Here is a 20847-nt window from a genome sequence, read left to right as displayed (position 1 = left end):
GATCCGCTCGGCGTCGGCGATGCCGTGGGCGAGTGATCAGCGCTCGAAGTACTCGCTCATCAGCTGCGCGACCCATGCGGGTTGGCGGACGTCGCTCGGTTCGAACTCGTGCATCACCGGCTTGAGGTCGAGCACGGGCGTGCCGTCGACGGCGTCGAGACCGCGGACCTCGAGGTCGGTGGCGCCGACCCTGACGATCGGGCACGCGGTCACGCCGATCCGGTTCGGGCGGCGCGGCCCGCGGTCGGCGAACAGGCCGACCGCAGGCAGGTCGTCGCGCCCGCGCGGTCGGCGCACGCCGGTGTAGTCGGCGCGCTCGTCCAGCTGGTCGAGCTGGTACAGCACGAGGACGTGGGAGAACTCCTCGAGCCCCGTGAGCGCGTGGTCACCGAAGCGCTCGTCCAGGACGATGCGGCTGACGACGTCGCCCCAGCCGTCGCTGTCGCCCGGGTCGGTGCGATGGTTGCGCACCCGGCCGACGGCGACCATAGGGCCGAGCTGCGACGCACTGGACGGCTCGCTCATCGTTCGCGGGTCCTCTCGTTGCCGGGGGTCGGTCTCCAGTGTCGGTGACCGGCGCTGACGTGGCACGCCGGGGTGCACCTGGCACGCCGGAGCGCACTGTCGCGCCTGAATCGTCCCAGGCATGTGGAACGCTCCGACGAGGCACGCCATTGTTCAGACTGGCCTTATATAAGTGCTGCCTTTTAAAATGGCTCCCATGCACGCGTTCGACGTTCTCGGGGACCCGGTCCGGCGCCGGATCCTCGAGCTGCTCGCCGATGGCGAGCAGTCCGCCGGCGAGGTGAACGCCGTCGTCCAGCGTGAGTTCGGCATCTCGCAGCCGGCCGTGTCGCAGCACCTCAAGGTGCTGCGTGAGGCGGGTTTCACGACAATGCGCCCGGACGGTGCGCGACGGCTCTACGCCGTGAACGCCGATCCGTTGCGCGACGTCGACGAGTGGCTGGAGCGGTTCCGGCAGTTCTGGACACCGCCGCTCGAGGCTCTCGCGACCGAGCTCGCGCGGGGCAAGCGCGAACGCCGCTTGCGTGAACAGGACGAGCAGGACCCCGATTCACAGGAGTGACTCATGATCGAAGTCGATGAGCAGATCAACGCCGTGCGCCGCGAGGTCGGCAGCCGGGTGCTCGAAGCGGGTGAAGCGCGGACCACCACGGTCAGCCAGACGTACGCGGCGGATCTCGAGGACGTCTGGGATGCCTGCACCAACCCCGAGCGGATTCCGCGTTGGTTCCTGCCGGTGTCGGGCGAGCTTCGCCTGCATGGTCGTTACCAGCTGGAGGGCAACGCCGGTGGCACGATCGAGAGCTGCGATCCTCCGCACGCGTTCACCGCCACCTGGGAGTACGGCGGTGAGGTGAGCTGGATCGAGCTGCGTCTCACGGCGGAGGGCGAGGGCCGCACCAGGTTCGAGCTCGAACACATCTCCCACGTCGACGACGATCGCTGGGCGCAGTTCGGTCCGGGCGCCGTCGGGGTCGGATGGGACATGGCGCTCATCGGACTGGCCTTGCATCTCGGTACCGGCGAGGCTGTCGACGTAGAGCAAGTCATGGCATGGGTGACAGGCGAGGAAAGCAACCGGTTCATCGCTCTCAGCAGCGAGCGCTGGGGCGCGGCGAGTGTCGCGGCGGGCGCCGACGCCGCCGAGGCCCGCGCTGCGGCCGAGCGGACCACCGCTGCCTACACGGCAACCGAGGACGCTGACGTACCGGACTCCTGACCGTCGTCCGTCGTGCGTCAGGTACGGCGGACGACGGTCAGCGTAGTCGTCGGCGGTGTGTCCGGCGGCCGGGTCCGTCGCGGCTCCGTCGAACCAGTGCGCGAACATCTCGTCCGCGTCGGCACGGCGCCGATCGTCTCATCACGGTTACGCGGCGGGCGCGTCGTTCTCGGTCGTCGTTCCGGGTGCGAGCGGACCTGTTCGGCGGAACCGTCCTCCGTCCGCGACCGGCTGTGGCACGATGACGTCTGATGAACATGAGTCTCACTACCAAAACTCTGTCAAATCGACCAACTTCGGACATCGTCGCTGCTCGCAGGGACACCGTCCGCACGGAACTGCTGTCCCTGCACCGCGAGCTGGAGTCGTTGCCGGACCTCCGTCCTGGCCAAGTCGCCGACGACGTGTTCGGGCGTCTGGTGCGGCTGGTGCTGAGCGTCCCGCACGAGCTCGCCCCCGCGGTCCTCGACGACGAGACGGTCCGCGCCGCCGGCCCGCGACTGCGTGAGTTGTGCTCGCGCGGCGAGAGCGAGCTGGAGCGGGCGTGGTCCGAGCGGATCGCGACGGCGCGTTCACCGCGGGACGAGCTGGCACGCTTCCCGTACGCGGACAACTACCGCCGGCTCAGCCGGATGGAGATCGGGATGCTGGCCTCGGCCGTCGGCTCCCGGGTGCGTTCGCTGGCCTTCGTCGGCGCGGGGCCGTTGCCGCTGAGCGCGCTGCACCTCGCGGGCGAACTCGACGTCGCCGTCGACCTCGTCGACCACGACCCGGAGGCGCTCGAGGCCGGTGCGCGTGTCGCGGGCGCGCTGGGCTTCGGTGGTCTCGGCCGGGTCCGCGCGGACGCCGCCGACGTCGACCTCGGGCGCTACGACGTCGTCGTCCTGGCCGCACTGGTCGGCGGCGACGCGGCGGGCAAGGCCCGCGTCCTGCGCCGGATGGCCGGCTCGGCGAAACCGGGCGCCGTTGTTCTCGCGCGCAGCGCCCGCGGGCTGCGGCAGGTGCTGTACCCCGCGGTCGACGTGGACGCGCTGGACGGCTACGAGCTGCTGTCCGTCGTGCACCCGGTCAACGACGTGATCAACTCCGCCGTGCTCGCGCGCGTGAACACATCGGAGGAGTGACCGTGGCGACGTTGCTGATGATCGAGAGCTGGCTGCACTCCACCGGGTTGAGCCTGCCACCGCTGATCCGCGAGTCGGGACACCGCTACGTGCTGTTCACCCGTGACCCGTCGCTGTACCCCGACCTGCCAGACGGCTCGGCGCACCCGGTCGTGCGTGACGCAGACGAGGTCGTGGTGGTGGAGACCAACGGCCGGCCGGATCTGGCCGCCGCCGCGACCGCCCTGGCCGCCCGCCGGACGGTCGACGGCGTGCTGTCCACCTGTGACTACTACCTCGAGGCGGTCGCGCATGCCGCGTCGACGCTGGGCCTGCCGGGCGTCGACGCCGAGGTCGTCCGGCGCGCCGCACGCAAGGACGAGGTCCGCGCCAGTACCGCGCGTGCCGGGTTGGCGACGCCCGCGTACCGGACGGCCGCGTCGTGGGAGGCCGCCCGGCTCGCGGCCGCGGAACTGGGCTACCCGCTGGTGGCCAAGCCGGTGGACCTGAACTCCGGCACGTCGGTACGGCTGGTCACCGACGAGGCCGCCCTGAAGGACGCCTTCTGGGAGGTCAGCGGGGTCGAGCGGAACACCCGGGGCCAGCGGCTGGCGCGGTTGCTGCTGATGGAACAGCCGCTCGACGGCCCCGAGGTCAGCGTGGAGGCGGTGACCCGCGACGGGGAGACGACCGTCATCGGCATCACGGCCAAGGCCGTCGACGGTGCTCGCGCGTTCGTCGAGACCGGTCACCGGTTCCCGGCCGCGCTCGCGCCGGACACCGGGGCCGCGGTCGAGACGCACGTGCGGGCGGCCCTGCGGGCGATCGGCTACACGCACGGGCTCAGCCACACCGAGGTGCGCCTCACCGGCCAGGGACCGCGCATCGTCGAGATCAACCCGCGCCAGGCCGGCGGGTACATCTTCGACCTGGTCCGGCTGGTCACCGGCACGCATCCGCTGGAGGTGCTGATCGACCTGGCGCTCGGCCGGGCGCCCACGGTCGGGACGGTGCGCGCACCGGTCGCCGCCGGAGCTGATGCGGCGGCCGTGGCGTTCGTGGTCTCGCCGTCCGCGGGGACGGTGACCCGCGTCGACGGCACGGACCGGCTGGCGGCCGACCCGGCGGTGCACCGGTGGGAGACGGCGACCCCGGTCCGAGCCGGCCGGCCGGTGGACAACAACAGCCGCCTCGGGCACGTCGTCACCACCGGCGCGTCCGGCTCGGACGCGGGTGCCCGAGCCGGGGCCGCGGTCGGTTCGCTCCGGCTGCGGATGGATGACGGAACGACCCTGGCCCCGTTCGGGCACGGCGGCTGAGCTACTCGTGAGCGGGCGGCCGCGCGAACACGCCGACGGCGTCGTAGGCGATCCAGGAGCCGTCGTCCTTGTGCAGCTCGAGGACGTTCTCGCCGGGGACGAACAGGTCCGCCGGCAGCGCGCGCTCCACGTACGAGGGCCGCAGCGGCGACCCGGGAACGGTGCTGTCGCCCTGCAGCGAGCCCTTGGTCGCGCCGCCGGCGAACTCCAGGCGATCCACGGTCGTCCCGTTCACCTTCAGCACGGCCGAGCCGGGGATGCTCGCGTGGCTGTCGATGAGCCACAGCGCGAGGTCGACGTCGTCGGCGGGGGCCTCGTCCAGCGGGAAGCGCAGCCGGAAGCGGTGCTCGCGCCGGCCGGCCCAGCCGTCGGCCGGTCCCGGGTGCAGGTAGCTCCAGCCGGTCGCGGGGTCGTCCGCGCCGTGGCGGAAGTCCACGCCGTCCGGGAACGTCTGCGTGTACCGTGCGTACCCGTCGGGCGACAGCGCGAGCTCCAGCCCCTTGCCGTCGAACTCGCCGACAACGGCGACCGGCGTCCCCGAGACGGTCACCGACTCCTGGCTGGTCACCGTGATCGGCTTTGACGGCCTGCTGCGTGTCCCGGCGGCGTCGACGGTCACCACCCGGTACACCCAGCGCCGCGCCGTGCCGCCGAGGCCGCGGTGCTGGGCGTGCGGGTAGACGGTCTTGGCCAGCAGGGTGGCGTCCTCGACGGCGACGTCGTCGGCGTCCTCGGCCGCGTACAGCGCGTAGTGGTCGACGACGGTCTCCCAGGGAACCGGGGTCCAGTCGAGGACGATGCCGGCCAGTTCGCCGGTGCCCTGCAGCCCGGTGGCCGGTCGCGGCGGCGCGGTGTCGATCGTGCTCATCTCACTCCTGCCCTTCCAGGCCCGGCGCGCCGGCCGGGGTGACGAACCGCGCGGTCGTCCGGACCGGCGCGTCGGCGTCGGCTTCGATCCACGGGACGATCCGGAACCGGGACGTCAGCTCGTCGGGTGTCATCCGGCAGTGGACGTAGCCGCGTCTGCCGTCGTAGAGCTTCACGTACGGGTGCTGGACCCAGTCCGGCGTGTAGCCGTCGGTGGGCGCACCGTCGCCGCCGGAGGCGACCGAGGTGCAGATGAGCTCCACACCCACGGTCGGCGAGTCCGGGTCGGCGAAATCCGCCTTCAGCTCGGAGGCGACGTGGCGGTGGATGTCGCCGGTGAGCACGACGGGGTTGCTGGTGGTGCGCATCGCCTCGATCAGGCGGGCGCGCGCGGCCGGGTAGCCGTCCCACTGGTCGGTGCGGTCCTCGGTGATCGCGGAGACGGTGACACCGTTGGCCGCCACGTTCCATGTCGCCGGCGAGCCGGACATGCCCTCGTACAGCCACCGTTCCTGTTGCCGGCCGAGCATGCTGCGCCGCTCGTCGTACTGGTCCTCGCGGTCCACCGGCGGCGCGTCCCGGAACTGGCGGGTGTCCAGCACGTTGAACCGGGCCAGCGACCCCACGTCGAAGCGGCGGAAGACGGTGCTGTCGGGGCCGTCGGGCATCGTCGACAGCGACAGCGGCAGGTTCTCGTAGAACGCGCGGTAGGCGACGGCGCGCAGGTGCGGGAAGTGCTCGGTGCTGATGCCGTACCGGGAGCCGTCGGCGCCGTAGTTGTTCTGCACCTCGTGGTCGTCCCAGGTCACCATCCACGGCGCGGTCGCGTGCAGCGCCTGCAGGTGCGGGTCGGTCTTGAACAGGGCGTAGCGCAGCCGGAACTGCTCCAGGGTCTCGATCTCGGCGCCGTGCTCGGGAGCGACGGAGGCGCCGGCGCGCCAGAGGTTCGACTCGCCGATGCCGTACTCGTAGATGTAGTCGCCGAGGAAGAAGACCGCGTCCAGCTCCTCGTTCGCGAGGTGCCGGTAGGCGCTGAAGTGGCCGTGGTACCAGGCCTGGCACGACGCGGTGGCGAAGCTGAACGACGACGTGGATGCTCCAGCGGCCGGCAGCGTCTTCGTGCGGCCGACCGGGCTGACCTCCCGGCCGACCCGGAACCGGTAGAAGTACTCGCGTCCTGGTTCGAGCCCTTCCACCAGCGGGTGGACGGCGTGTGCGAGCTCTGGCGAGGCGATGGCCGTGCCGCGGCGGGCGACGACGCGGAACCGCTCGTCCGGCGACACCTCCCAGCGCACCGGCACCGGGCGCAGCGGCATCCCGCCGTGGCCGTCAGCGGCCAGCGGTTCCGGGGCGAGTCTGGTCCAGAGCACGACGCTGCCGGGGCCGGGGTCGCCGGAGGCGATGCCCAGGCCGAACACGCCGTCGGGGACCGGGCCGCCGGGCGTGGCCGCGGCATCGGCGTCGCTCGCGGCGACACCGAGTGCCAGGGCGGCCGAGCTGACGCCGCTGAGCCGGAGGAACGTTCGTCGGTCGAAGGTGGGTGGCGGCGTATCCGTCGGCGCCATGCTGCTCCGTTCGAGTGGGGGACGTGGGCGGCACACCGGGGCTCGAGACCCCTGGCTGGCCATCGGGCTCGAGGCCCCGGCCATGGTTTCCGGCGTAGGTGAACGCGCGCCGACATTGAGGACAATTGCAGACCATTGGTCTATGTATCCCCTGAATGATGGTCACTGGGTATTCAGGACGAGGCCACCCGTATGACACTGTTGTTGACGCACGCTGTGCCACGACCCCCACCCGGGCGTCATGTCCGGACGAAGGAGAGCACTCATGCGCACCATGCGGACCCTCGGCGCGGTATGCGCCACCGCCGTGTTCGGCGCCGCCCTCGCGGCTCCCGCGCAGGCGAAACCGGAGGCCGACGTCGTGGACATCGCCCATCGCGGATCCTCCGGATCCGCCCCCGAGAACACCGTCGCGGCGGTCGAGTACGCCGTCGACCAGCGGTCGAGCTTCGTCGAGGTGGACGTGCAGCGCTCGGCGGACGGCGAGCTGGTGATCATGCACGACGTCACGCTCGAGCGCACGACGAACGTGGAAGAGGTCTTCCCCGACCGCGCGCCGTGGAACGTCGGCGACTTCACGCTGGAGGAGATGCGCCAGCTGGACGCGGGCTCCTGGTTCTCGCCGGACTTCGCCGGTGAGCCGGTCCCGACCTTGCGCGAGGTGGTCGAAGCGCTGGGCCCGCGTACCGGGCTGTTGCTGGAGCTGAAGAGCCCCTCGCTCTACCCGGGCATCGAGGCCCAGATCCATGAGGAGCTCTCGTCGATCCCCGGATACATGGAGCGCTCGCTGCGGACCGGCCGCCTGGTGGTGCAGTCGTTCGACATCGACTCGATGCGCACCTACGACGAGATCGCGCCGGAGGTCCCGGTGGGGCTGCTCTACGGCTCGCAGCCGACGGAGGAAGAGCTGGTCGAGGCCAGCACCTGGGCCGAGCAGGTCAACCCGAGCTACCGGGTGACCGACGCGGCACTGGTCGAGCGGATCCACGAGCTCGGCATGACCATCAGCGTCTACACCATCAACAGCGGGCAGCTGATGCGTGAGTACATCAACCTCGGTGTCGACGGCATCATCACGAACTACCCCGGGGTCCTGCGGGACATCCTCGAACACCGCTGACCAGGACCAGCCGAGCCCACGCGGAAGTCCGTCCCCGGCCGGAGCCTCGGCCGGGGACGGACGTGCGACGGTCGATCAGCTGCCGTCGAGCCGGGCGAGGTGCCGGGTGGCCTCGCGGCGGCGGTTGCGGGCCGCTTCCGCCTCGGCGCCGGCCCCCTCGAGCTCCGCGTGGGTGTCGTCGACGGCGGCGCGTGTCCGCTCCAGCTGTCGGCGCGCGGATTCGAGTTCGTCGGTGAGGCGCTGAACGGTCGCCTCGGCGTCGTGCAGTTGTGTGCGGCGGTGCTCGAGGGCAGCCGTCAGTTCGTCGACGTGTTCGTCCGCCGCCGCGACGGCCGAGCGGGCGCGTTCGAGCTCCTCGCTCGCCTCGGTCCGGCGGCGGTCGCGTTCCTGCCTCCGGTTCTCGTGCCGGGGCGGCTCCGTGCGCGCGGCGTCGGGGGAGGGCGCCGTCGCGAGTGCCTCGTCCGCGCCGCCCTCGTCGCCCGTCCCCGGCGTGGCGGCCGGTGTGGCGGTCGGTGTGGTGGCCGGTGTGGCGGCCGGTGCCGCGGGCGTTGCCGTGGTCGGGTCGGCGCGGCGCTGTTCGCGTACGGACCGCGCCTGCCCGAGCGAGATCACGTCTGCCGTCTCGTCGCCTCCGATCACCGGGCCGAACCCGGTGTGCTGCAGGGCACGGCCCAGTCGGCCGGCGCGCAGTTGCTCGCCGGAAGCGGGATCTGCCAGCGCCGCGTGCAGCGTCTCGCCGAGCGCGGAGGCGACGTCGTCGCTCATGCCGTACCCGGCCGCGCCGGCCAGCTCGCGCGCCGCGCGGGACAACGCGTCCACCAGTTCCTTACGCCGGGCGGTCAGCTCGCGCAGCAGGTCGCCGTCGCGGGCGGCGGTGGCCTCGCGCATCCGGGCGCCGAGGTCGACAAGCTCGTCAACGTCCTCGCGGTGCCGGCGGGCGAGCTGGTTCGCCAGCCACGCCGTCGTCGTCGGCTTGCGCAGCGCCTTGATGCGCGCAGCCAGATCGGCGGAAACGTCGGTGCGGGCCCGCTTGCCGAGTGCGTTGCGGGCGGCGACGAACTCCTCGAGCGGGAGACCGAACAGCGTGCTGATCTCCGCCTCGACGTCCATGGTGGCGCTCCGTGTCACTGCGGGTAGTCGTCGGCCTCGTTCCTCGTCACGTCCCGAGCTTAGGCCACAGCAGGATGCGTCCACGGGGGACGACGAGCATGTCCGGTTCGGTTCGGCACGGACGGGTACGGAGAGGAAGAGGAACGATTCCTCGTCACTGCGCTGCTCGGGAGGACTCGTGGATATCGGCGGAATCATCTCGGCTGTCGTCGTCGGCGCCATCATCGGCGCGCTCGGCCGGCTGGTCGTACCGGGCAGGCAGACGATCGCCATCTGGCTGACGATCCTGATCGGCATCGTCGCCGCGCTGATCGGAACCGCCATCGTCGGCCCGTTGCGGGACACGTCCGGCATCGACTGGATCGAGATCGTGGTCCAGGTCGGGCTGGCCGCGGTGGGCGTGGGCGGCGCCTCGAAGCTGATGGCCGCCCGCAAGCAGTGACCGTGTCCCCGCGTGCCGGCGTGGCCGGCCCGTCTCAGCCGCGCCGGCCGGCCGCGTACGGGTCCGACGCGGGCACTCCGTCGCGCCGGAACCAGGCGACCGTGCTCGCCAGTCCCTCGCGCACCGTCGTCCGCGGCCGCCACCCCAGGACCTCGGTGGCAAGCCCGATGTCCGGCCGCCGCGAGTGCATGCGGTCGGTGGGTGAGTCCACGAACTCCATCCCGGTGTCGCTGCCGGACAGTTCGGTCAGCTGTCGCGCCAGCTCGTAGACCGACGTGTCGTCCGGGTTGCCGATATTCACCGGGCCGGGGTGCTCGCCGTACGCCAGCGTCGTCAGGCCGGTCACCGTGTCGGCGACGTAGCACAGCGACCGCCGCTGCGCGCCGCTGCCGGGGACGGTCACTCGGTCGTTGGCCAGTACCTGCCGGATGAACCGGGACAGGACCCTCCCGTCGTCCAGCCGCATCCGCGGCCCGTACGTGTTGAAGACCCGCGCGATCCCGGTCCGCAGGTTGCATGCGGCGCGATAGGAGCTGGTCAGCGCCTCGCCGAAGCGGCGGGCCTCGAAGTAGGCGTCGTAGGAGTGCACCGGGTCGACCACGCCCAGGTCCAGCTCCTGCTGCGGGTGGGGACTCGGCGGGCCGTAGATTTCGGACGTGGACACCAGGATGAACCGCGCCCGGTTGTCGTGTGCGAACCGCAGCGCGTTCATCGTGCCCGCACTCGCCGTGCGCATCGCCCGTACCGGATCGAGCAGGTAGTCGCCGGGCGTCGACGGTGCCGCGAGGTGGAAGACGACGTCGGCCGGCCCCTCGATGTCCATACCGTCGACGACGTCGCCGATGACCAGGTCGAACCGTGGATCGTCCAGCAGCGGGGCCAGGTTGCCCCGTTGTCCGGTCTCGAACGAATCGATGCAGGTCACCCGGGTTCCGGTGCGGACGAGAGCGTCGCACAGATGTGATCCGATGAACCCACCGCCGCCGGTGACGACGGCGTGCCTGGTCCGGTCGGGGTCGTGTGTCATGACTCCCTCAGTTCCAGCGGGACCGAGGCCGGTCGCCGGGGGCGGCGGCCGCTCACACCCGCGTGTCGGAGGTTGCTTACCCAGGAGACGGCGATCCGACACGCCGGACGGTAGTCTGTTGGCAGGCGACGGCTGTGGACGGACGACCTGGTGTGTGTCCACGGGAATCCGTGGACCTCATGTGGGGGAAGGCACCGTCATGCACGACCCGGACGCAACAGAGTTCGCGAACATGGCGCTGGTCATGTTCAACGAATCCGACGTCGAGCACACGCTCGACCGGGTGGTCGAGTACGCGCAGCACGCGACCGCGTGCGACGACGCCGGTCTGATGCTGCTGCACGGGCGCGGGCGCATCGAGACAGCGGTGGCGACGCACGACCGCGTCATGCAGGCCGACAAACTCCAGACCGATCTCGGCGAGGGCCCCTGCATCCGGGCCATCTGGAACCACGACGTGTTCGTCGTCGACGACACCTCCGCCGACGAGCGTTTCCCGGAGTGGGGACCGAAGGTCGCCGAGCTGGGCCTGCGCAGCATTCTCTCCGTCCGGCTGCACACGCTGAACTCCACCGTCGGCGCGCTCAACCTCTACGGCAACGAGCCGGGCGCCTTCGACGAGGACGACCACGACGTGGCCGACATCTTCGGCCGGCACGCCTCCATCGCGCTGGCAGCGGCACGTGAGGAGGACGGCCTGCGCCAGGCCATCGGCGCGCGGCACCTGATCGGCCAGGCCCAGGGGATCCTGATGGAGCGCTTCGGACTCGACGCCGACCGTGCGTTCGCCCTGCTGCGCCGGTACTCCCGCGACAACAACGTGAAGCTGCGTGAGGTCGCACGGCGCATCATCGAGAGCGGGCGGTTGTCCCAGGAGCCGTGAGCCCGGCGATCACCGCGAGGCGCCGGCGTACAGGACGTCGTCGGCGACCGCGGAATCCAGTGCGGCGCGGACGCATCCGGCGGTGAGCCGAGGCAGCTCCGCCGTGGGCACCAGCTCGGCCAGCTCGGCAGCGGTCTCCGGCAGGCCCAGCCGACCCGCGCCGTCGCGGACGCGCTTGTCGAGGTACGGGGCGACGTCGGGCCACACGCCCTGCACCTCGCGGCAGAAGATGGCCGAGCCCGTGGGCCCGATGCCCGGGTAGCGCTGGAGCAGCCGCTCGAGCTCCCTGGTGCTGCTCGCGTCGCGGTGCAGCCGCCGCAGGTCGCCGCCGTAGTCCTTGATCAGCGCCTCGGCGCCGTCGCCGAGCATCGTGGACGTGCGCTCGTCGTAGCGTCGGTAGTGCCCCCGCCCCAGGGCGTCGACCCGGTCCTGCCAGCTCGCCTCCGCCATCCGGGCCGGTGTCCGACAGCCGGCCCTGGACAGCTCGCGCGCCGCGGCGGTCGCGATGCCTGCGCTGATCCGGGCCGAGAGCAGCAGCGACAGCACCATCAGCCGGTACAGCGGCGACGGCTTGTCGTCGAGGGTGATGCCGGCCTCTTCGGCGTAGGTCGTGCCGTGCCGTTCCAACAGGGCGCGGACCCGTGGGTGCTCGGATGCCATGTCGGCATCGCTACCCGGACCGGCTGGAGCGGAAACGCCCTGGCCGGCTGCGCCATGGGCTCCACGATCGGTTTGGCCGCCGCGATCAGGGGTACTCGATGCGCATGACTGCCACTGGTACCGAGTTCTCCGGTGCGCCGCCGAGCGCGCACACCGGGCGGGCGACGCCTGGTCCGTACGACGCGGTGCCGACACCGCGTGGTCCGTCGTGGTGGGAGTTCGCGGCGTGCCGGACCGCGGACGCGGATCTGTTCTGCGTGCCCGACGGCGTGCCGTTGCGCAGAAAACGTGAACGTGAGCGACGGGCCAAGGCGATCTGCGCGACCTGTCCGGTGCGGGCTCGCTGCCTGGACGAGGCGCTGGCCCGCGACGAGCAGTTCGGTGTGTGGGGCGGCAAGGACGCACGGGAACGCCGCGAGTTGCGGCGCCGCCTCGCGTCGTGATCCGGCATCGGGAACGCTCACGCGTCCGGTGGCGGGAGCGGCTCCTCGCGCACGACCTCCTGCGGGTCCTTGTCCCTGCGCAGCCCTTGGTAGGTGGGGTGGCGTAGCGTCCCGTCGCTGGTCCACTGCGCGAACTCCACCTCGCACACCAGCCGTGGCTCGGCGAAGACCGCGTCCCGCTGTGGCTGCCTGCCGGTGAACGGGCTGTCCCGCGTGTGCAACGCGTCCAGCTCGGAACGCAACATGCGGCGGGTGGCCAGGTCGAACCCGGTGCCGACCTTGCCGGCGTAACGCAGCCCGCCGGAGTCGCGGTAGCCGACCAGCAGCGCGCCGAAGTCGTCCGCCCGGCTGCCTTGCCCGGGGGTCCATCCGCCGATGACGACCTCCTGCCGGTGCACGTTCTTGATCTTGAGCCAGTCGCGGCTCCGCCTGCCCGGCCGGTACGGGCTGTCGAGCCGTTTGGCGATGACGCCCTCCAGCCCTTGCGCCCGGGTGGCCTCGAGCAGCGGAGAACCCTCGCCGATGTCCACGGTGGGCACCTGCCAGTGGGGTCCGGCGAGCCCGAGGTCGGTGAGCTGGTGACGCCGGTCCTCGTAACGGTGCCGCAGCAGCGAGCGTCCGCCGGCGTACAGGACGTCGAAGATCACGTAGATCACCGGGGCGGTGCGGCTGCCGTGGCGAGCGTCCGCCTCGGACGCGGCGTGGATGCGCGGCTGCAGCCGCTGGAAGCTCGGCTGGCCCTCGTCGTCGAACGCGACGATCTCGCCGTCCAGGATCACCCGGCGCGTGCCGATCTGCTCGCCCAGGGCGTCGAGCTCCGGGTAGCGGCCGGTGAACTCCTGCCCGTCGCGCCCGAACAGCCGCAACCGGCCTGGCGTGGCGTGGGTGACGACACGGACGCCGTCCCACTTGATCTCGAAACCCCAGCCGGACTCCTGAGCCGGCAGCGCGGAGGGCGTGGCGGCCATCGGACGGATCGACGTGGGCATCGGGTCCGCGGCCTCGGTGCTGTTCATACCAGGCATCATCCAACGTTGAGTGGGCTTGCGGGTGGCGGGTACGTCCCCGGTATGACAGGTATCCAGCTCCGAAGCCCCGACTTCGACGACCACGGCACCATCCCGGCACGGCACGGGCGCGACGGCGAGAACGTGTCGCCGTCGCTGGAATGGGTCGGCATCCCGGCCGAGACGAGCGAGCTGCTCCTGGTGTGCGAGGATCCGGACGCGCCCGGCGGATCGTTCCTGCACTGGTTGGTGACGGGAATAGATCCGCACGTCGTCGGCGTTCCGGAACACGAGACGCCGGCCGGGGGCCGCTCGTGGCCCAACGGATTCGGCGACGACGGGTGGGGTGGTCCGGCACCGCCACCGGGCGATGACCCGCACCGATACGTCTTCACGGTCTACGCGCTGTCGGCACCGGCCGACCTGCCCGCCACCCCCACCGTCGAGGACATCTATCGTGCCGCCGATGCGGCCATGCTCGAACGTGGCACGTTGGTGGGACTCTTTCAGCGCTGAGGAGACGGATGACGATCGTGAACGGGCACGGCGCCGACACGGCCGCCGTGCGAAGCGAGCCGCGCGAGCTCGACCAGGACTACGACCTCGTGGGGCACTACCTCAAGCAGATCGGCTCGACGCCGCTGCTTTCGGCCCAGGAAGAGGTCGATCTCGCCCGCAGGATCGAGGCGGGTCTGTACGCCTCCGAGCTGCTGCGCGCCGCCGACGCCGGCGAGCGCGAGCTCACCCGGCCGCGGGAAGAGCTCGACGCCGTCGCGCGCGACGGTGAGCACGCCAAGGACCACATGATCCGCGCCAACCTGCGCCTCGTCGTCGCCGCGGCTCGCAAGCACTACCGCAACACCGGCCTGTCCTTCCTGGACGTCATCCAGGACGGGAACATGGGCCTGATCCGCGCGGTCGAGAAGTTCGACTACACGCGCGGATTCAAGTTCTCCACGTACGCGATGTGGTGGATCCGGCAGGCCATCGAGCGTGGGCGTGCCGAGAAGGCTCGCACGATCCGGTTGCCCGCGCACGTGGTCGAGAGCATCTCCAAGCTGGCCCGCACCGAGCGCAAACTGCACCTCTCGCTCGGCCGCGAGCCCACGGCCGACGAGGTCGCCACCGAAGCGGATCTCACCACCGAACGGGTGGAGGAGCTGCGCCGCATCTCCCGCGACGTGGTCAGCCTGGACATGCCCGTCGGCGACGACGGTAGCGCCAACGTCGGTGACCTGATCGAGGACACGGAGGTGTTGCAGGCACCGGACGTGGTCGAGTTCAAGGCGCTCGGCGAGGAGGTGCGCACGCTGGTGGAGACGCTCGCGCCGCGCGAGGCGATGATCGTCAGCCTGCGGTACGGGCTCAGCGACGGCCGCCAGCACACGCTGCAGGAGGTCGCCGAGCGGGTCGGGCTGACCAAGGAGCGGGTGCGTCAGCTCGAGAAGGAGGCGCTCGCCGAGCTGCGTGATCCCGCTCGCTACGAGCCGCTGCTGGAGTGGGCCGGCTGACCGACGTCCGGGCCGGTCAGTCCAGGTGCTCGGAGAACCAGTCGGCGGCCAGCCGGCCGACCTCGTCGAGCGTTCCCGGCTCCTCGAACAGGTGGCTCGCGCCCTCGACGATCTCGACCCGCCCCGGCCCGCCCAGCTGTTCGAGGGCGCGCCGGTTCATCGTGAGCACCACGTCGTCGAGACCGCCGACGATCAACAGCGTCGGCGCGCTGACCTCGGCCAGCGCCTCGCCCGCCAGATCAGGGCGCCCGCCGCGGGACACCACGGCCGCGACCTTTCCGCCGGCGCGGGCCGCGGAGACCAGAGCGGCCGCCGCGCCCGTGCTGGCTCCGAAGTAGCCGAGCGGCAGGCTCGCCGTCGACGGATCCTGCGCCAGCCAGGCCGTGGCGAGGTCCAGCCGGCCGGCCAGGAGCTCGATGTCGAAGCGCAGGCTGCGGGTGGTGGCGTCCTGCTTGGCCTCGTTCTCGGTCAGCAGGTCCATCAGCACGGTGGCGAACCCGTGCTCGCGCAGCGTGTTCGCGACCGCCCGGTTGCGCGGGCTGTGCCGGCTGCTGCCGCTGCCGTGCGCGAACAGGACGACGCCGGTCGGGTGTGCCGGCATCGTCAGGTCACCGTGGACCGACTCGTCATCGGTGACGGTGATGGCCACGTCCCTGGAGCGCGCGCCGGCGAGCAGCTCGACCACCTGGTCGTCGCTGATCTGGCTGAAGTCGCGGTAGTACGAGCCGATCGATCCGAGCCCGCGGTGCGACTCGATACAGATGACGTCGTCGGCGATGCGGGCCAGGCGCCGCGCGCTCTGCGGCGGGCAGACCGGGATCGCCAGCACCAGCCGGCGCGGGTTGCGTTGACGCAGCGACCGCAGCGCGGCCTCGGCGGTGATGCCGGTGGCCAGGCCGTCGTCGATGAGTATGACGTCGTGGTCGTCGAGCTCCGGTAGGGCCAGCGCACCGCGGTAGGTCTCGACGCGGCGGTCCAGTTCTTCGCGTTCGGACACGGCGAGTTCGCGCAGGCGGTTCTCGTCGACGCCCACGCGGTCGGCGTCGGGGGTCGCGACGACGTCGTCGCCGCCCTCGGCGATCGCGCCGATACCGAACTCCGGCTGACCCGGAGCTCCGATCTTGCGCGCGACGAACACCTCCAGCGGGGCGTCGAGCGCCGCGGCGACGTGCGCGGCGACGGGGACGCCACCGCGCGGCAGGGCGAGCACGACCGGCCGCTCGAACCGCTCGTGCGACAGCCGCTGCGCGAGCCGGCGGCCCGCGTCGTCGCGATCGTGGAAGGTCATCAGCGATTCACCAGGTACTGGACGGCTTCGGCGATGGCGGTGTGGTCGATGCCCGCGGCGCGCATCTGCTCGGCCGGCGTGGCCGAGCCCGGCATGCCGTGTACCGCCAGCTTCAACACGTGCGGCGACGGGTCGCCGTGGCTGAACACGTCGAGGACGGCGTCACCGAGACCGCCCTCGGGCCAGTGATCCTCCACGGTGACGATGTTCCCGGTCGCCGCCGCCGCGTCGCGCAGCGTCTGGGCGTCGACCGGCTTCACCGAGTACAGGTCGATCACGCGAGCCCGGACACCCTGCTGGGCGAGCTCGTCGGCCGCCTGCAGGGCTTCGTGCACCGTGATGCCCGCGGCGGCCACGGTGACCTGGTCGTCCGCCGACGAGCGCAGCACCCGGCTGCTGGCGATGGAGAACTCCTCGTCGGCGGAGTACAGCACCGGGGTGTCGCCGCGGGTGGTACGCAGGTAGGCGATTCCCGGGTAGTCGGCCAGCGCCGTGACCAGCGCGGCCGCCTGGTTGGCGTCGCACGGGTACAGCACGACGCTGCCGTGCACGGCCCGGAACGCCGCCAGGTCCTCGAGACCCATCTGCGAGGGACCGTCCTGCCCGATCGCCACGCCGGCGTGCGATCCGACCAGGCGTAGATCCGCTCCGCTGATGGCGGCCATCCGGACGATGTCGTAGGCCCGGGTCAGGAATGCGGCGAACGTCGCCACGTACGGGATCCAGCCGCGCGCCTGCATGCCGAGCGCGGCGGCGACCAGCTGCTGCTCGGCGATGTAGCACTCGAAGAACCGGTCGGGGTGGGCGTCGGCGAACTTCTGCATCCGGGTCGAGTCCGCCACCTCGCCGTCGAGGCCCACGACCTCGGGGCGCGCCGAGCCGAGCGCGGCGAGGGCGGCGCCGAACGCGGTCCGGGTGGCCACCGAGTCGCCGGCCTCGTAGGTCGGCAGCTTCACCGGTTCGACCTCGCCGAAGGCGTGCGGGGCCGCCCGTGACCCCGGCGGTGTCACCGGCACGCGGATGTCGCGGACGCCGCCGAGCTCGTCGATGGCTTCGTCCGTGTCGGGCAGCGGCTTGCCGTGCTTGCCCTCCTGGTCGGCGACGGCGGCGACACCGGCGCCCTTGACGGTGCGCGCGATGATCGCGGTGGGCCGCTCGCTGCGCGCCGCCTCGGAGTACGCCTGGTCGATGGCCTCGGTGTCGTGGCCGTCGATCTCGATGGTGTGCCAGTCGAAGGCCCCGATCCGGCGCGCGTACGCGGCGGTGTCCCAGCCGTGCCTGGTGGCGCCCCGCTGACCGAGCCGGTTGACGTCGACGACCGTGACGAGGTTGTCGAGCCGGTGATAGCCGGCGTGTTCGAAGGCCTCCCACATCGAGCCCTCGGCGAGCTCACTGTCGCCGCAGAGCACCCAGACCCGGTACGGGAGCCGGTCGAGGTACCGGCCCGCCAGGGCCATGCCCACGCCGACCGGCAGCCCTTGGCCGAGCGAGCCGGTGGCGACGTCGACCCACGGCAGCCGCGGTGTCGGGTGCCCCTCGAGCCTGCTGCCGAAGGCGCGGAACGTCAGCAGCTCCTCGTCGGTGATCGCGCCCGCGGCCTTGTACAGCGCGTAGAGCAGCGGGGAGGCGTGCCCCTTCGAGAAGATCAGGTGATCGTTGTTCGGCTCCTCCGGGTCGGCGACGTCGTAGTGCAGGTGGCGGGCCAACAGGGTCGCCATCAGGTCCGCCGCCGACATCGACGACGTCGGGTGTCCCGAGCCGGCCTCCGCGGAACAGCGCACGGCGTCGACGCGCAGCTGCTGGCCCAGCTCGGCGATGTTCAGGCCGGAGTTCAGGTTCGTCTCACTCACGCCCGACGGGTACCCAGGTGGACGCGGTTGAATCCCTTCCCGATCAGCGCCGGCGCCGGCGGGACCTCAGGAGTCCGAGTCCGTCTGCACGCTCACGGTGTCGAGGACGTTGCCGTCGGCGTCGAGAGCCTCGGCAGCGACGTACGGCTGGTCCGGAACCGGCATCGTCGTCTCGAACCCCTCTCGCGGCACCGTGGCCACCTCGGTGGCGTCCTCGGCGTCCGGGCCCCCCAGGAACCGCCACGAGGCCACCTCGGTCGCGCCGTTCCAGCTGACGTAGGCCATGCGGTCCTCGACTTCGAGCCTCGGCGGCCGGGTCGGGTCACCCTCCCACGGGAGCCGGTAGGCGCGGTAGTTGTCGCCGCCGCTGAGCTTTGCGTCGTAGAGCAGCTCACCCTCGGCGGTGTACTCCGAGTAGAACGGTTCGGCGCCCCAGCCGATGACCACGTTGCCGTTGTCGCGGACCTGCAGGTTGCCCTGGCTCGCCGCCAGCCGCCCGTCCGGTGGCAGGTACTCCGTCACCACGCTCGCCGTCATGTTCTCGGTGTCGACGTCGAGCCGCAGCCCGCGCGACTGATCACCGATGGGCGGCGAGCTCTGGTTGTCGAACAGGGTGATGGTGCCGTCCTCCTGGCGCTGGGCGTCGTGCTGCCACGCGAAGTACGAGTCGCCGGTCATCTTGAAGTCGCTCGCGTTGCCGCCGAGTGTCCAGTCGAGCTCGCCGGTCTCGCGGTCGATGCGGTAGATCGCGTGCGTGTTGCGTGCCGAGACGAGCAGCGAGTCGCCGTCCTCGGTGACGGAGTTGATGTGGAAGAAGTCGAAGGGCTTCTCCTCGCTGCCGTCCTGCTCGTCGCGGTCCTCCATGGAGTTCTCGGTCTCGCTGAGGTCGACGTGGTCGAGCGCGCTCCACTCGAACAGCACCTCGCCGGTGGCGATGTCGACCTCCTGGATGACGCCGTCGAGAACGTAGCCGTCCTTCGGGCCGTCGAACTCGGTGAGATCCTGTCCGCCGACGGTGGGGTAGCTGGCCAGCAGTGCCGTGCCGTCGTCGGTGATGGTGATCTCGTGGAAGTCCGCCCGGGCGGTGCCCGTGGTGGTGACGGTGGTGATCACCTCGTACGAGTTGTTCATGATGACGAACTCGCCCTTGCCGTGGCCCTGCGTGCTGTTGTCGCCGCGCCACCAGGTGAGGACCTGCTCGCCGTTGTACTCCTGGGTACGGAAGTTGTAGCTGTTCCCTTCCACCGGATGGACCCACACCGGATCGCCCTCGGAGTCGGCGATCATCAGGGCGGTCATCGGTGATTCCTCGCCCTTGGGCGCGACCATGAACAGGTCCTCGTCGGCGGGCCTGGCCGGCGCCTCGGTCGCCGGGGCCCGCGTCTGCGAGACGTCGACGAGTGGGGGTGTCAGGTTCGGGTGGGTCGTGAACTCCCAGCCGGCACCCGGTGTGGGCGTCTCGGACGGCCTGGCGCTGGACGGCTCCTCGCCACTCTGGCACGCGGTCGCCGTCAGCATCAGGGCGGCCCCGCTGAGGGCGACCGCACGGGTTATACGTTCGTAACTCATCGACCACATGATGCACGTCCTGACCGCTTTGTGCCGCCTCTGCTGCGCAACGCCGTGTCGCGGCGGACGCATCACCCGTCGCGAAGGATGTTCACACGCTCAGGTGTGCGGGCTGGTGCGTGACGTCCTCGATCTCGGTCGCGGCCCGTTCCATCAACTGGTGAACCAGGTCGGACATGGCGCGCGCGGCGGCGATCTCCTCGCCGACCCGTGGCCGTGCCGGGTCGTCCGGGTTCCGCCGGGCGTGTCCCTGCGCGCGCAGCGCAGTCCCGTCCGCCAACGTCAGCGTGACGATGGCGTCGGTGCGGTCCGGGTCCTCCTGGAACGAGACGTCGACTGTCCACTCGACTGCCTGCATGGCGCTCACCTCCGGGTGTCAGCCGTTCCGTACCCCGAAGTCCCGGTTTCCAACGTCGCGACTTCCCGCTCATCACCAGGAGCGATTCGTGACTCTCTCGCACTCCTGCCACACGGCTCGACGGGTACCTGCGTCCAGCACGGCTTCCGGCCACCGGGCGGGACGCGCTTTCCGGTCGATGTACACGCCGGTGATGCCGTCGAGGCCGGGATCGGACACGAGCCGGATGCTCGACCGGGATGCTCGCACGGCGGCGCGGTTGCCGAGCACGAGCGGGCTGAGCAGTTTCAGCAGCGGAACGATCGGCCGTGCCGCGAGTGGGTAGGTGCTGATCGGCAGGCCCTTGTTCATCGCCGTGGAAGCGTGCCCCGGGTAGGCGACGTTCACCGCGACGCCGTTGGTGCCGAGCCGTCCGGCGAGCGTGATGCTCATGGCCATGAGTGCGAGTTTGGTCTGGTTGTAGAACGACAGTCCGGCGTAGGAACGCTGACCTTGAAGGTTCTCCACGTTGATGTGACCCCGCGGGACGCCGCCGGTGATGTTGACGACCCGTGGTCTCGGCGCCGCTCGCAATGCCGGTAGGAGTAGGTGGGTCAGGAGGAACGGGGCGACGACATTGGTCGCGAAGACCGTCTCGACGCGGTCTTCGGTCAGCTCGCGCTGGACTTTGGTGCTGCCGGCGTTGTTGATCAGTGCATCCAGCTTTCCGTATCGGTCGGTGACCTGATCGGTGAGGCGGCGCAGATCCGACTGCCGGCTGACGTCGGCGGTGAGGGCGTCCACCCGGTCGGTGCCGGATTCGTGACGCAATTGGCCGGCAGCACGGGCGGCACGTTCGGGGTCCCTCCCCACCAGCACGACGTGCTTGCCGAGATCGGCGAGCCCCCGCGCCGTCTGCCTGCCGATACCACCCGTACCGCCGGTGATGAGAACCGTCTCGTCGTGCATGCGACACCTCCTGCTCTTACTGTCACTTGATGC

The 20847-nt window shown here is 71.1% G+C and carries 22 protein-coding genes; 10 read left to right on the top strand and 12 right to left on the bottom strand.

Annotated elements, in window-relative coordinates; genetic code table 11:
- Positions 1-36 precede the first annotated feature (36 nt).
- Positions 37-525: an SAM-dependent methyltransferase gene (locus CLV30_RS16950; RefSeq protein WP_205741044.1), complete on the bottom strand. Its 489-nt coding sequence runs from the start codon at positions 523-525 to the stop codon at positions 37-39.
- Between the two features lie 196 nt (positions 526-721).
- Between CLV30_RS16950 and CLV30_RS16945 the strand changes: the two genes are divergently transcribed.
- From CLV30_RS16945 to CLV30_RS16925, 4 genes are all read left to right on the top strand, one after another.
- Complete coding sequence (locus CLV30_RS16945; RefSeq protein WP_106538507.1) at positions 722-1087, top strand: ArsR/SmtB family transcription factor; 366 nt, start codon at positions 722-724, stop codon at positions 1085-1087.
- Positions 1088-1090: 3 nt separating this feature from the next.
- The gene (locus tag CLV30_RS16940; protein ID WP_106538413.1) at positions 1091-1744 is read left to right on the top strand and encodes an SRPBCC family protein; all 654 of its coding nucleotides are present in this window, start codon (positions 1091-1093) and stop codon (positions 1742-1744) included.
- A gap of 251 nt (positions 1745-1995) precedes the next feature.
- The gene (locus CLV30_RS16930; RefSeq protein WP_106538411.1) at positions 1996-2868 is read left to right on the top strand and encodes a nicotianamine synthase family protein; all 873 of its coding nucleotides are present in this window, start codon (positions 1996-1998) and stop codon (positions 2866-2868) included.
- Positions 2869-2870: 2 nt separating this feature from the next.
- Positions 2871-4166, top strand: coding sequence for an ATP-grasp domain-containing protein (locus tag CLV30_RS16925; RefSeq protein WP_106538410.1), 1296 nt, complete (start codon positions 2871-2873; stop codon positions 4164-4166).
- A 1-nt stretch (position 4167) separates the two neighbouring features.
- Here CLV30_RS16925 and CLV30_RS16920 read toward each other — a convergent pair whose 3' ends face one another.
- Both CLV30_RS16920 and CLV30_RS16915 read right to left on the bottom strand, forming a co-directional pair.
- Positions 4168-5034, bottom strand: coding sequence for a polysaccharide lyase family protein (locus CLV30_RS16920; RefSeq protein WP_106538409.1), 867 nt, complete (start codon positions 5032-5034; stop codon positions 4168-4170).
- A gap of 1 nt (position 5035) precedes the next feature.
- Positions 5036-6598 carry an alkaline phosphatase D family protein gene (locus CLV30_RS16915; protein ID WP_106538408.1) on the bottom strand — a complete coding sequence of 521 codons (1563 nt, stop codon included), beginning with the start codon at positions 6596-6598 and terminating at the stop codon, positions 5036-5038.
- Between the two features lie 265 nt (positions 6599-6863).
- Between CLV30_RS16915 and CLV30_RS16910 the strand changes: the two genes are divergently transcribed.
- Entirely contained in the window at positions 6864-7718 is an 855-nt protein-coding gene (locus CLV30_RS16910) for a glycerophosphodiester phosphodiesterase (RefSeq protein ID WP_205741043.1), read from the top strand.
- Positions 7719-7793: 75 nt separating this feature from the next.
- On the opposite strand, the gene CLV30_RS26580 is transcribed toward CLV30_RS16910, so the two are convergent.
- Positions 7794-8828 carry a hypothetical protein gene (locus CLV30_RS26580; RefSeq protein ID WP_165358714.1) on the bottom strand — a complete coding sequence of 345 codons (1035 nt, stop codon included), beginning with the start codon at positions 8826-8828 and terminating at the stop codon, positions 7794-7796.
- Between the two features lie 178 nt (positions 8829-9006).
- On the opposite strand from CLV30_RS26580, the gene CLV30_RS16900 reads away from it, so the two are divergent.
- Entirely contained in the window at positions 9007-9270 is a 264-nt protein-coding gene (locus CLV30_RS16900; RefSeq protein ID WP_106538406.1) for a GlsB/YeaQ/YmgE family stress response membrane protein, read from the top strand.
- 34 nt (positions 9271-9304) lie between these two features.
- Here the strand turns inward: CLV30_RS16900 and CLV30_RS16895 are convergent, their stop codons facing one another.
- Complete coding sequence (locus tag CLV30_RS16895) at positions 9305-10297, bottom strand: NAD-dependent epimerase/dehydratase family protein (protein WP_106538405.1); 993 nt, start codon at positions 10295-10297, stop codon at positions 9305-9307.
- Between the two features lie 199 nt (positions 10298-10496).
- On the opposite strand from CLV30_RS16895, the gene CLV30_RS16890 reads away from it, so the two are divergent.
- Positions 10497-11180 carry a GAF and ANTAR domain-containing protein gene (locus CLV30_RS16890; RefSeq protein ID WP_106538506.1) on the top strand — a complete coding sequence of 228 codons (684 nt, stop codon included), beginning with the start codon at positions 10497-10499 and terminating at the stop codon, positions 11178-11180.
- Positions 11181-11189: 9 nt separating this feature from the next.
- On the opposite strand, the gene CLV30_RS16885 is transcribed toward CLV30_RS16890, so the two are convergent.
- Positions 11190-11840, bottom strand: a complete 651-nt coding sequence (locus CLV30_RS16885) for an HhH-GDP family DNA glycosylase (RefSeq protein ID WP_106538404.1) — start codon at positions 11838-11840, stop codon at positions 11190-11192.
- A 104-nt stretch (positions 11841-11944) separates the two neighbouring features.
- On the opposite strand from CLV30_RS16885, the gene CLV30_RS16880 reads away from it, so the two are divergent.
- Positions 11945-12283, top strand: coding sequence for a WhiB family transcriptional regulator (locus CLV30_RS16880; RefSeq protein ID WP_106538505.1), 339 nt, complete (start codon positions 11945-11947; stop codon positions 12281-12283).
- A gap of 17 nt (positions 12284-12300) precedes the next feature.
- On the opposite strand, the gene ligD is transcribed toward CLV30_RS16880, so the two are convergent.
- Positions 12301-13299, bottom strand: coding sequence for a non-homologous end-joining DNA ligase (ligD, locus tag CLV30_RS16875; protein WP_205741042.1), 999 nt, complete (start codon positions 13297-13299; stop codon positions 12301-12303).
- A 54-nt stretch (positions 13300-13353) separates the two neighbouring features.
- Between ligD and CLV30_RS16870 the strand changes: the two genes are divergently transcribed.
- Positions 13354-13806 (top strand): YbhB/YbcL family Raf kinase inhibitor-like protein, encoded by a 453-nt coding sequence (locus CLV30_RS16870; RefSeq protein ID WP_106538403.1) that lies wholly within the window; start codon positions 13354-13356, stop codon positions 13804-13806.
- Positions 13807-13814: 8 nt separating this feature from the next.
- Positions 13815-14801 (top strand): sigma-70 family RNA polymerase sigma factor, encoded by a 987-nt coding sequence (locus tag CLV30_RS16865; RefSeq protein WP_106538402.1) that lies wholly within the window; start codon positions 13815-13817, stop codon positions 14799-14801.
- Positions 14802-14817: 16 nt separating this feature from the next.
- On the opposite strand, the gene CLV30_RS16860 is transcribed toward CLV30_RS16865, so the two are convergent.
- The 5 genes from CLV30_RS16860 to CLV30_RS16840 form a co-directional block, all read right to left on the bottom strand.
- Positions 14818-16089, bottom strand: coding sequence for a phosphoribosyltransferase family protein (locus CLV30_RS16860; protein ID WP_106538401.1), 1272 nt, complete (start codon positions 16087-16089; stop codon positions 14818-14820).
- Positions 16089-17939, bottom strand: a complete 1851-nt coding sequence (locus CLV30_RS16855; protein WP_205741041.1) for a transketolase — start codon at positions 17937-17939, stop codon at positions 16089-16091. The genes CLV30_RS16860 and CLV30_RS16855 overlap by 1 nt, the downstream gene beginning before the upstream one ends.
- Positions 17940-18005: 66 nt before the next feature.
- The gene (locus CLV30_RS16850) at positions 18006-19508 is read right to left on the bottom strand and encodes an arylsulfotransferase family protein (RefSeq protein ID WP_165358713.1); all 1503 of its coding nucleotides are present in this window, start codon (positions 19506-19508) and stop codon (positions 18006-18008) included.
- Positions 19509-19599: 91 nt separating this feature from the next.
- Complete coding sequence (locus CLV30_RS16845; protein ID WP_106538399.1) at positions 19600-19866, bottom strand: DUF1876 domain-containing protein; 267 nt, start codon at positions 19864-19866, stop codon at positions 19600-19602.
- A gap of 72 nt (positions 19867-19938) precedes the next feature.
- Complete coding sequence (locus CLV30_RS16840) at positions 19939-20814, bottom strand: SDR family NAD(P)-dependent oxidoreductase (protein ID WP_106538398.1); 876 nt, start codon at positions 20812-20814, stop codon at positions 19939-19941.
- Positions 20815-20847 lie beyond the last annotated feature (33 nt).

The organism is Haloactinopolyspora alba (assembly GCF_003014555.1).
GTDB classification, from domain to species: Bacteria; Actinomycetota; Actinomycetes; order Jiangellales; family Jiangellaceae; genus Haloactinopolyspora; species Haloactinopolyspora alba.
The sequence above is the reverse complement of the archived record's forward strand: the minus strand, read 5'-3'. Positions and strand labels throughout refer to the sequence as shown.

Bases quoted from the DNA above. Each gene is read 5' to 3' on its own strand.
- CLV30_RS26580 (WP_165358714.1), bottom strand. From the start codon at position 8,828: ATGGACGTCGAGGCGGAGATCAGCACGCTGTTCGGTCTCCCGCTCGAG.
- CLV30_RS16850 (WP_165358713.1), bottom strand. From the start codon at position 19,508: ATGAGTTACGAACGTATAACCCGTGCGGTCGCCCTCAGCGGGGCCGCC.
- CLV30_RS16940 (WP_106538413.1), top strand. From the start codon at position 1,091: ATGATCGAAGTCGATGAGCAGATCAACGCCGTGCGCCGCGAGGTCGGC.
- CLV30_RS16920 (WP_106538409.1), bottom strand. From the start codon at position 5,034: ATGAGCACGATCGACACCGCGCCGCCGCGACCGGCCACCGGGCTGCAG.
- CLV30_RS16840 (WP_106538398.1), bottom strand. From the start codon at position 20,814: ATGCACGACGAGACGGTTCTCATCACCGGCGGTACGGGTGGTATCGGC.
- CLV30_RS16885 (WP_106538404.1), bottom strand. From the start codon at position 11,840: ATGGCATCCGAGCACCCACGGGTCCGCGCCCTGTTGGAACGGCACGGC.
- CLV30_RS16860 (WP_106538401.1), bottom strand. From the start codon at position 16,089: ATGACCTTCCACGATCGCGACGACGCGGGCCGCCGGCTCGCGCAGCGG.
- CLV30_RS16915 (WP_106538408.1), bottom strand. From the start codon at position 6,598: ATGGCGCCGACGGATACGCCGCCACCCACCTTCGACCGACGAACGTTC.
- CLV30_RS16910 (WP_205741043.1), top strand. From the start codon at position 6,864: ATGCGCACCATGCGGACCCTCGGCGCGGTATGCGCCACCGCCGTGTTC.
- ligD (WP_205741042.1), bottom strand. From the start codon at position 13,299: ATGAACAGCACCGAGGCCGCGGACCCGATGCCCACGTCGATCCGTCCG.
- CLV30_RS16845 (WP_106538399.1), bottom strand. From the start codon at position 19,866: ATGCAGGCAGTCGAGTGGACAGTCGACGTCTCGTTCCAGGAGGACCCG.
- CLV30_RS16895 (WP_106538405.1), bottom strand. From the start codon at position 10,297: ATGACACACGACCCCGACCGGACCAGGCACGCCGTCGTCACCGGCGGC.
- CLV30_RS16890 (WP_106538506.1), top strand. From the start codon at position 10,497: ATGCACGACCCGGACGCAACAGAGTTCGCGAACATGGCGCTGGTCATG.
- CLV30_RS16930 (WP_106538411.1), top strand. From the start codon at position 1,996: ATGAACATGAGTCTCACTACCAAAACTCTGTCAAATCGACCAACTTCG.
- CLV30_RS16870 (WP_106538403.1), top strand. From the start codon at position 13,354: ATGACAGGTATCCAGCTCCGAAGCCCCGACTTCGACGACCACGGCACC.
- CLV30_RS16950 (WP_205741044.1), bottom strand. From the start codon at position 525: ATGAGCGAGCCGTCCAGTGCGTCGCAGCTCGGCCCTATGGTCGCCGTC.
- CLV30_RS16945 (WP_106538507.1), top strand. From the start codon at position 722: ATGCACGCGTTCGACGTTCTCGGGGACCCGGTCCGGCGCCGGATCCTC.
- CLV30_RS16880 (WP_106538505.1), top strand. From the start codon at position 11,945: ATGACTGCCACTGGTACCGAGTTCTCCGGTGCGCCGCCGAGCGCGCAC.
- CLV30_RS16865 (WP_106538402.1), top strand. From the start codon at position 13,815: ATGACGATCGTGAACGGGCACGGCGCCGACACGGCCGCCGTGCGAAGC.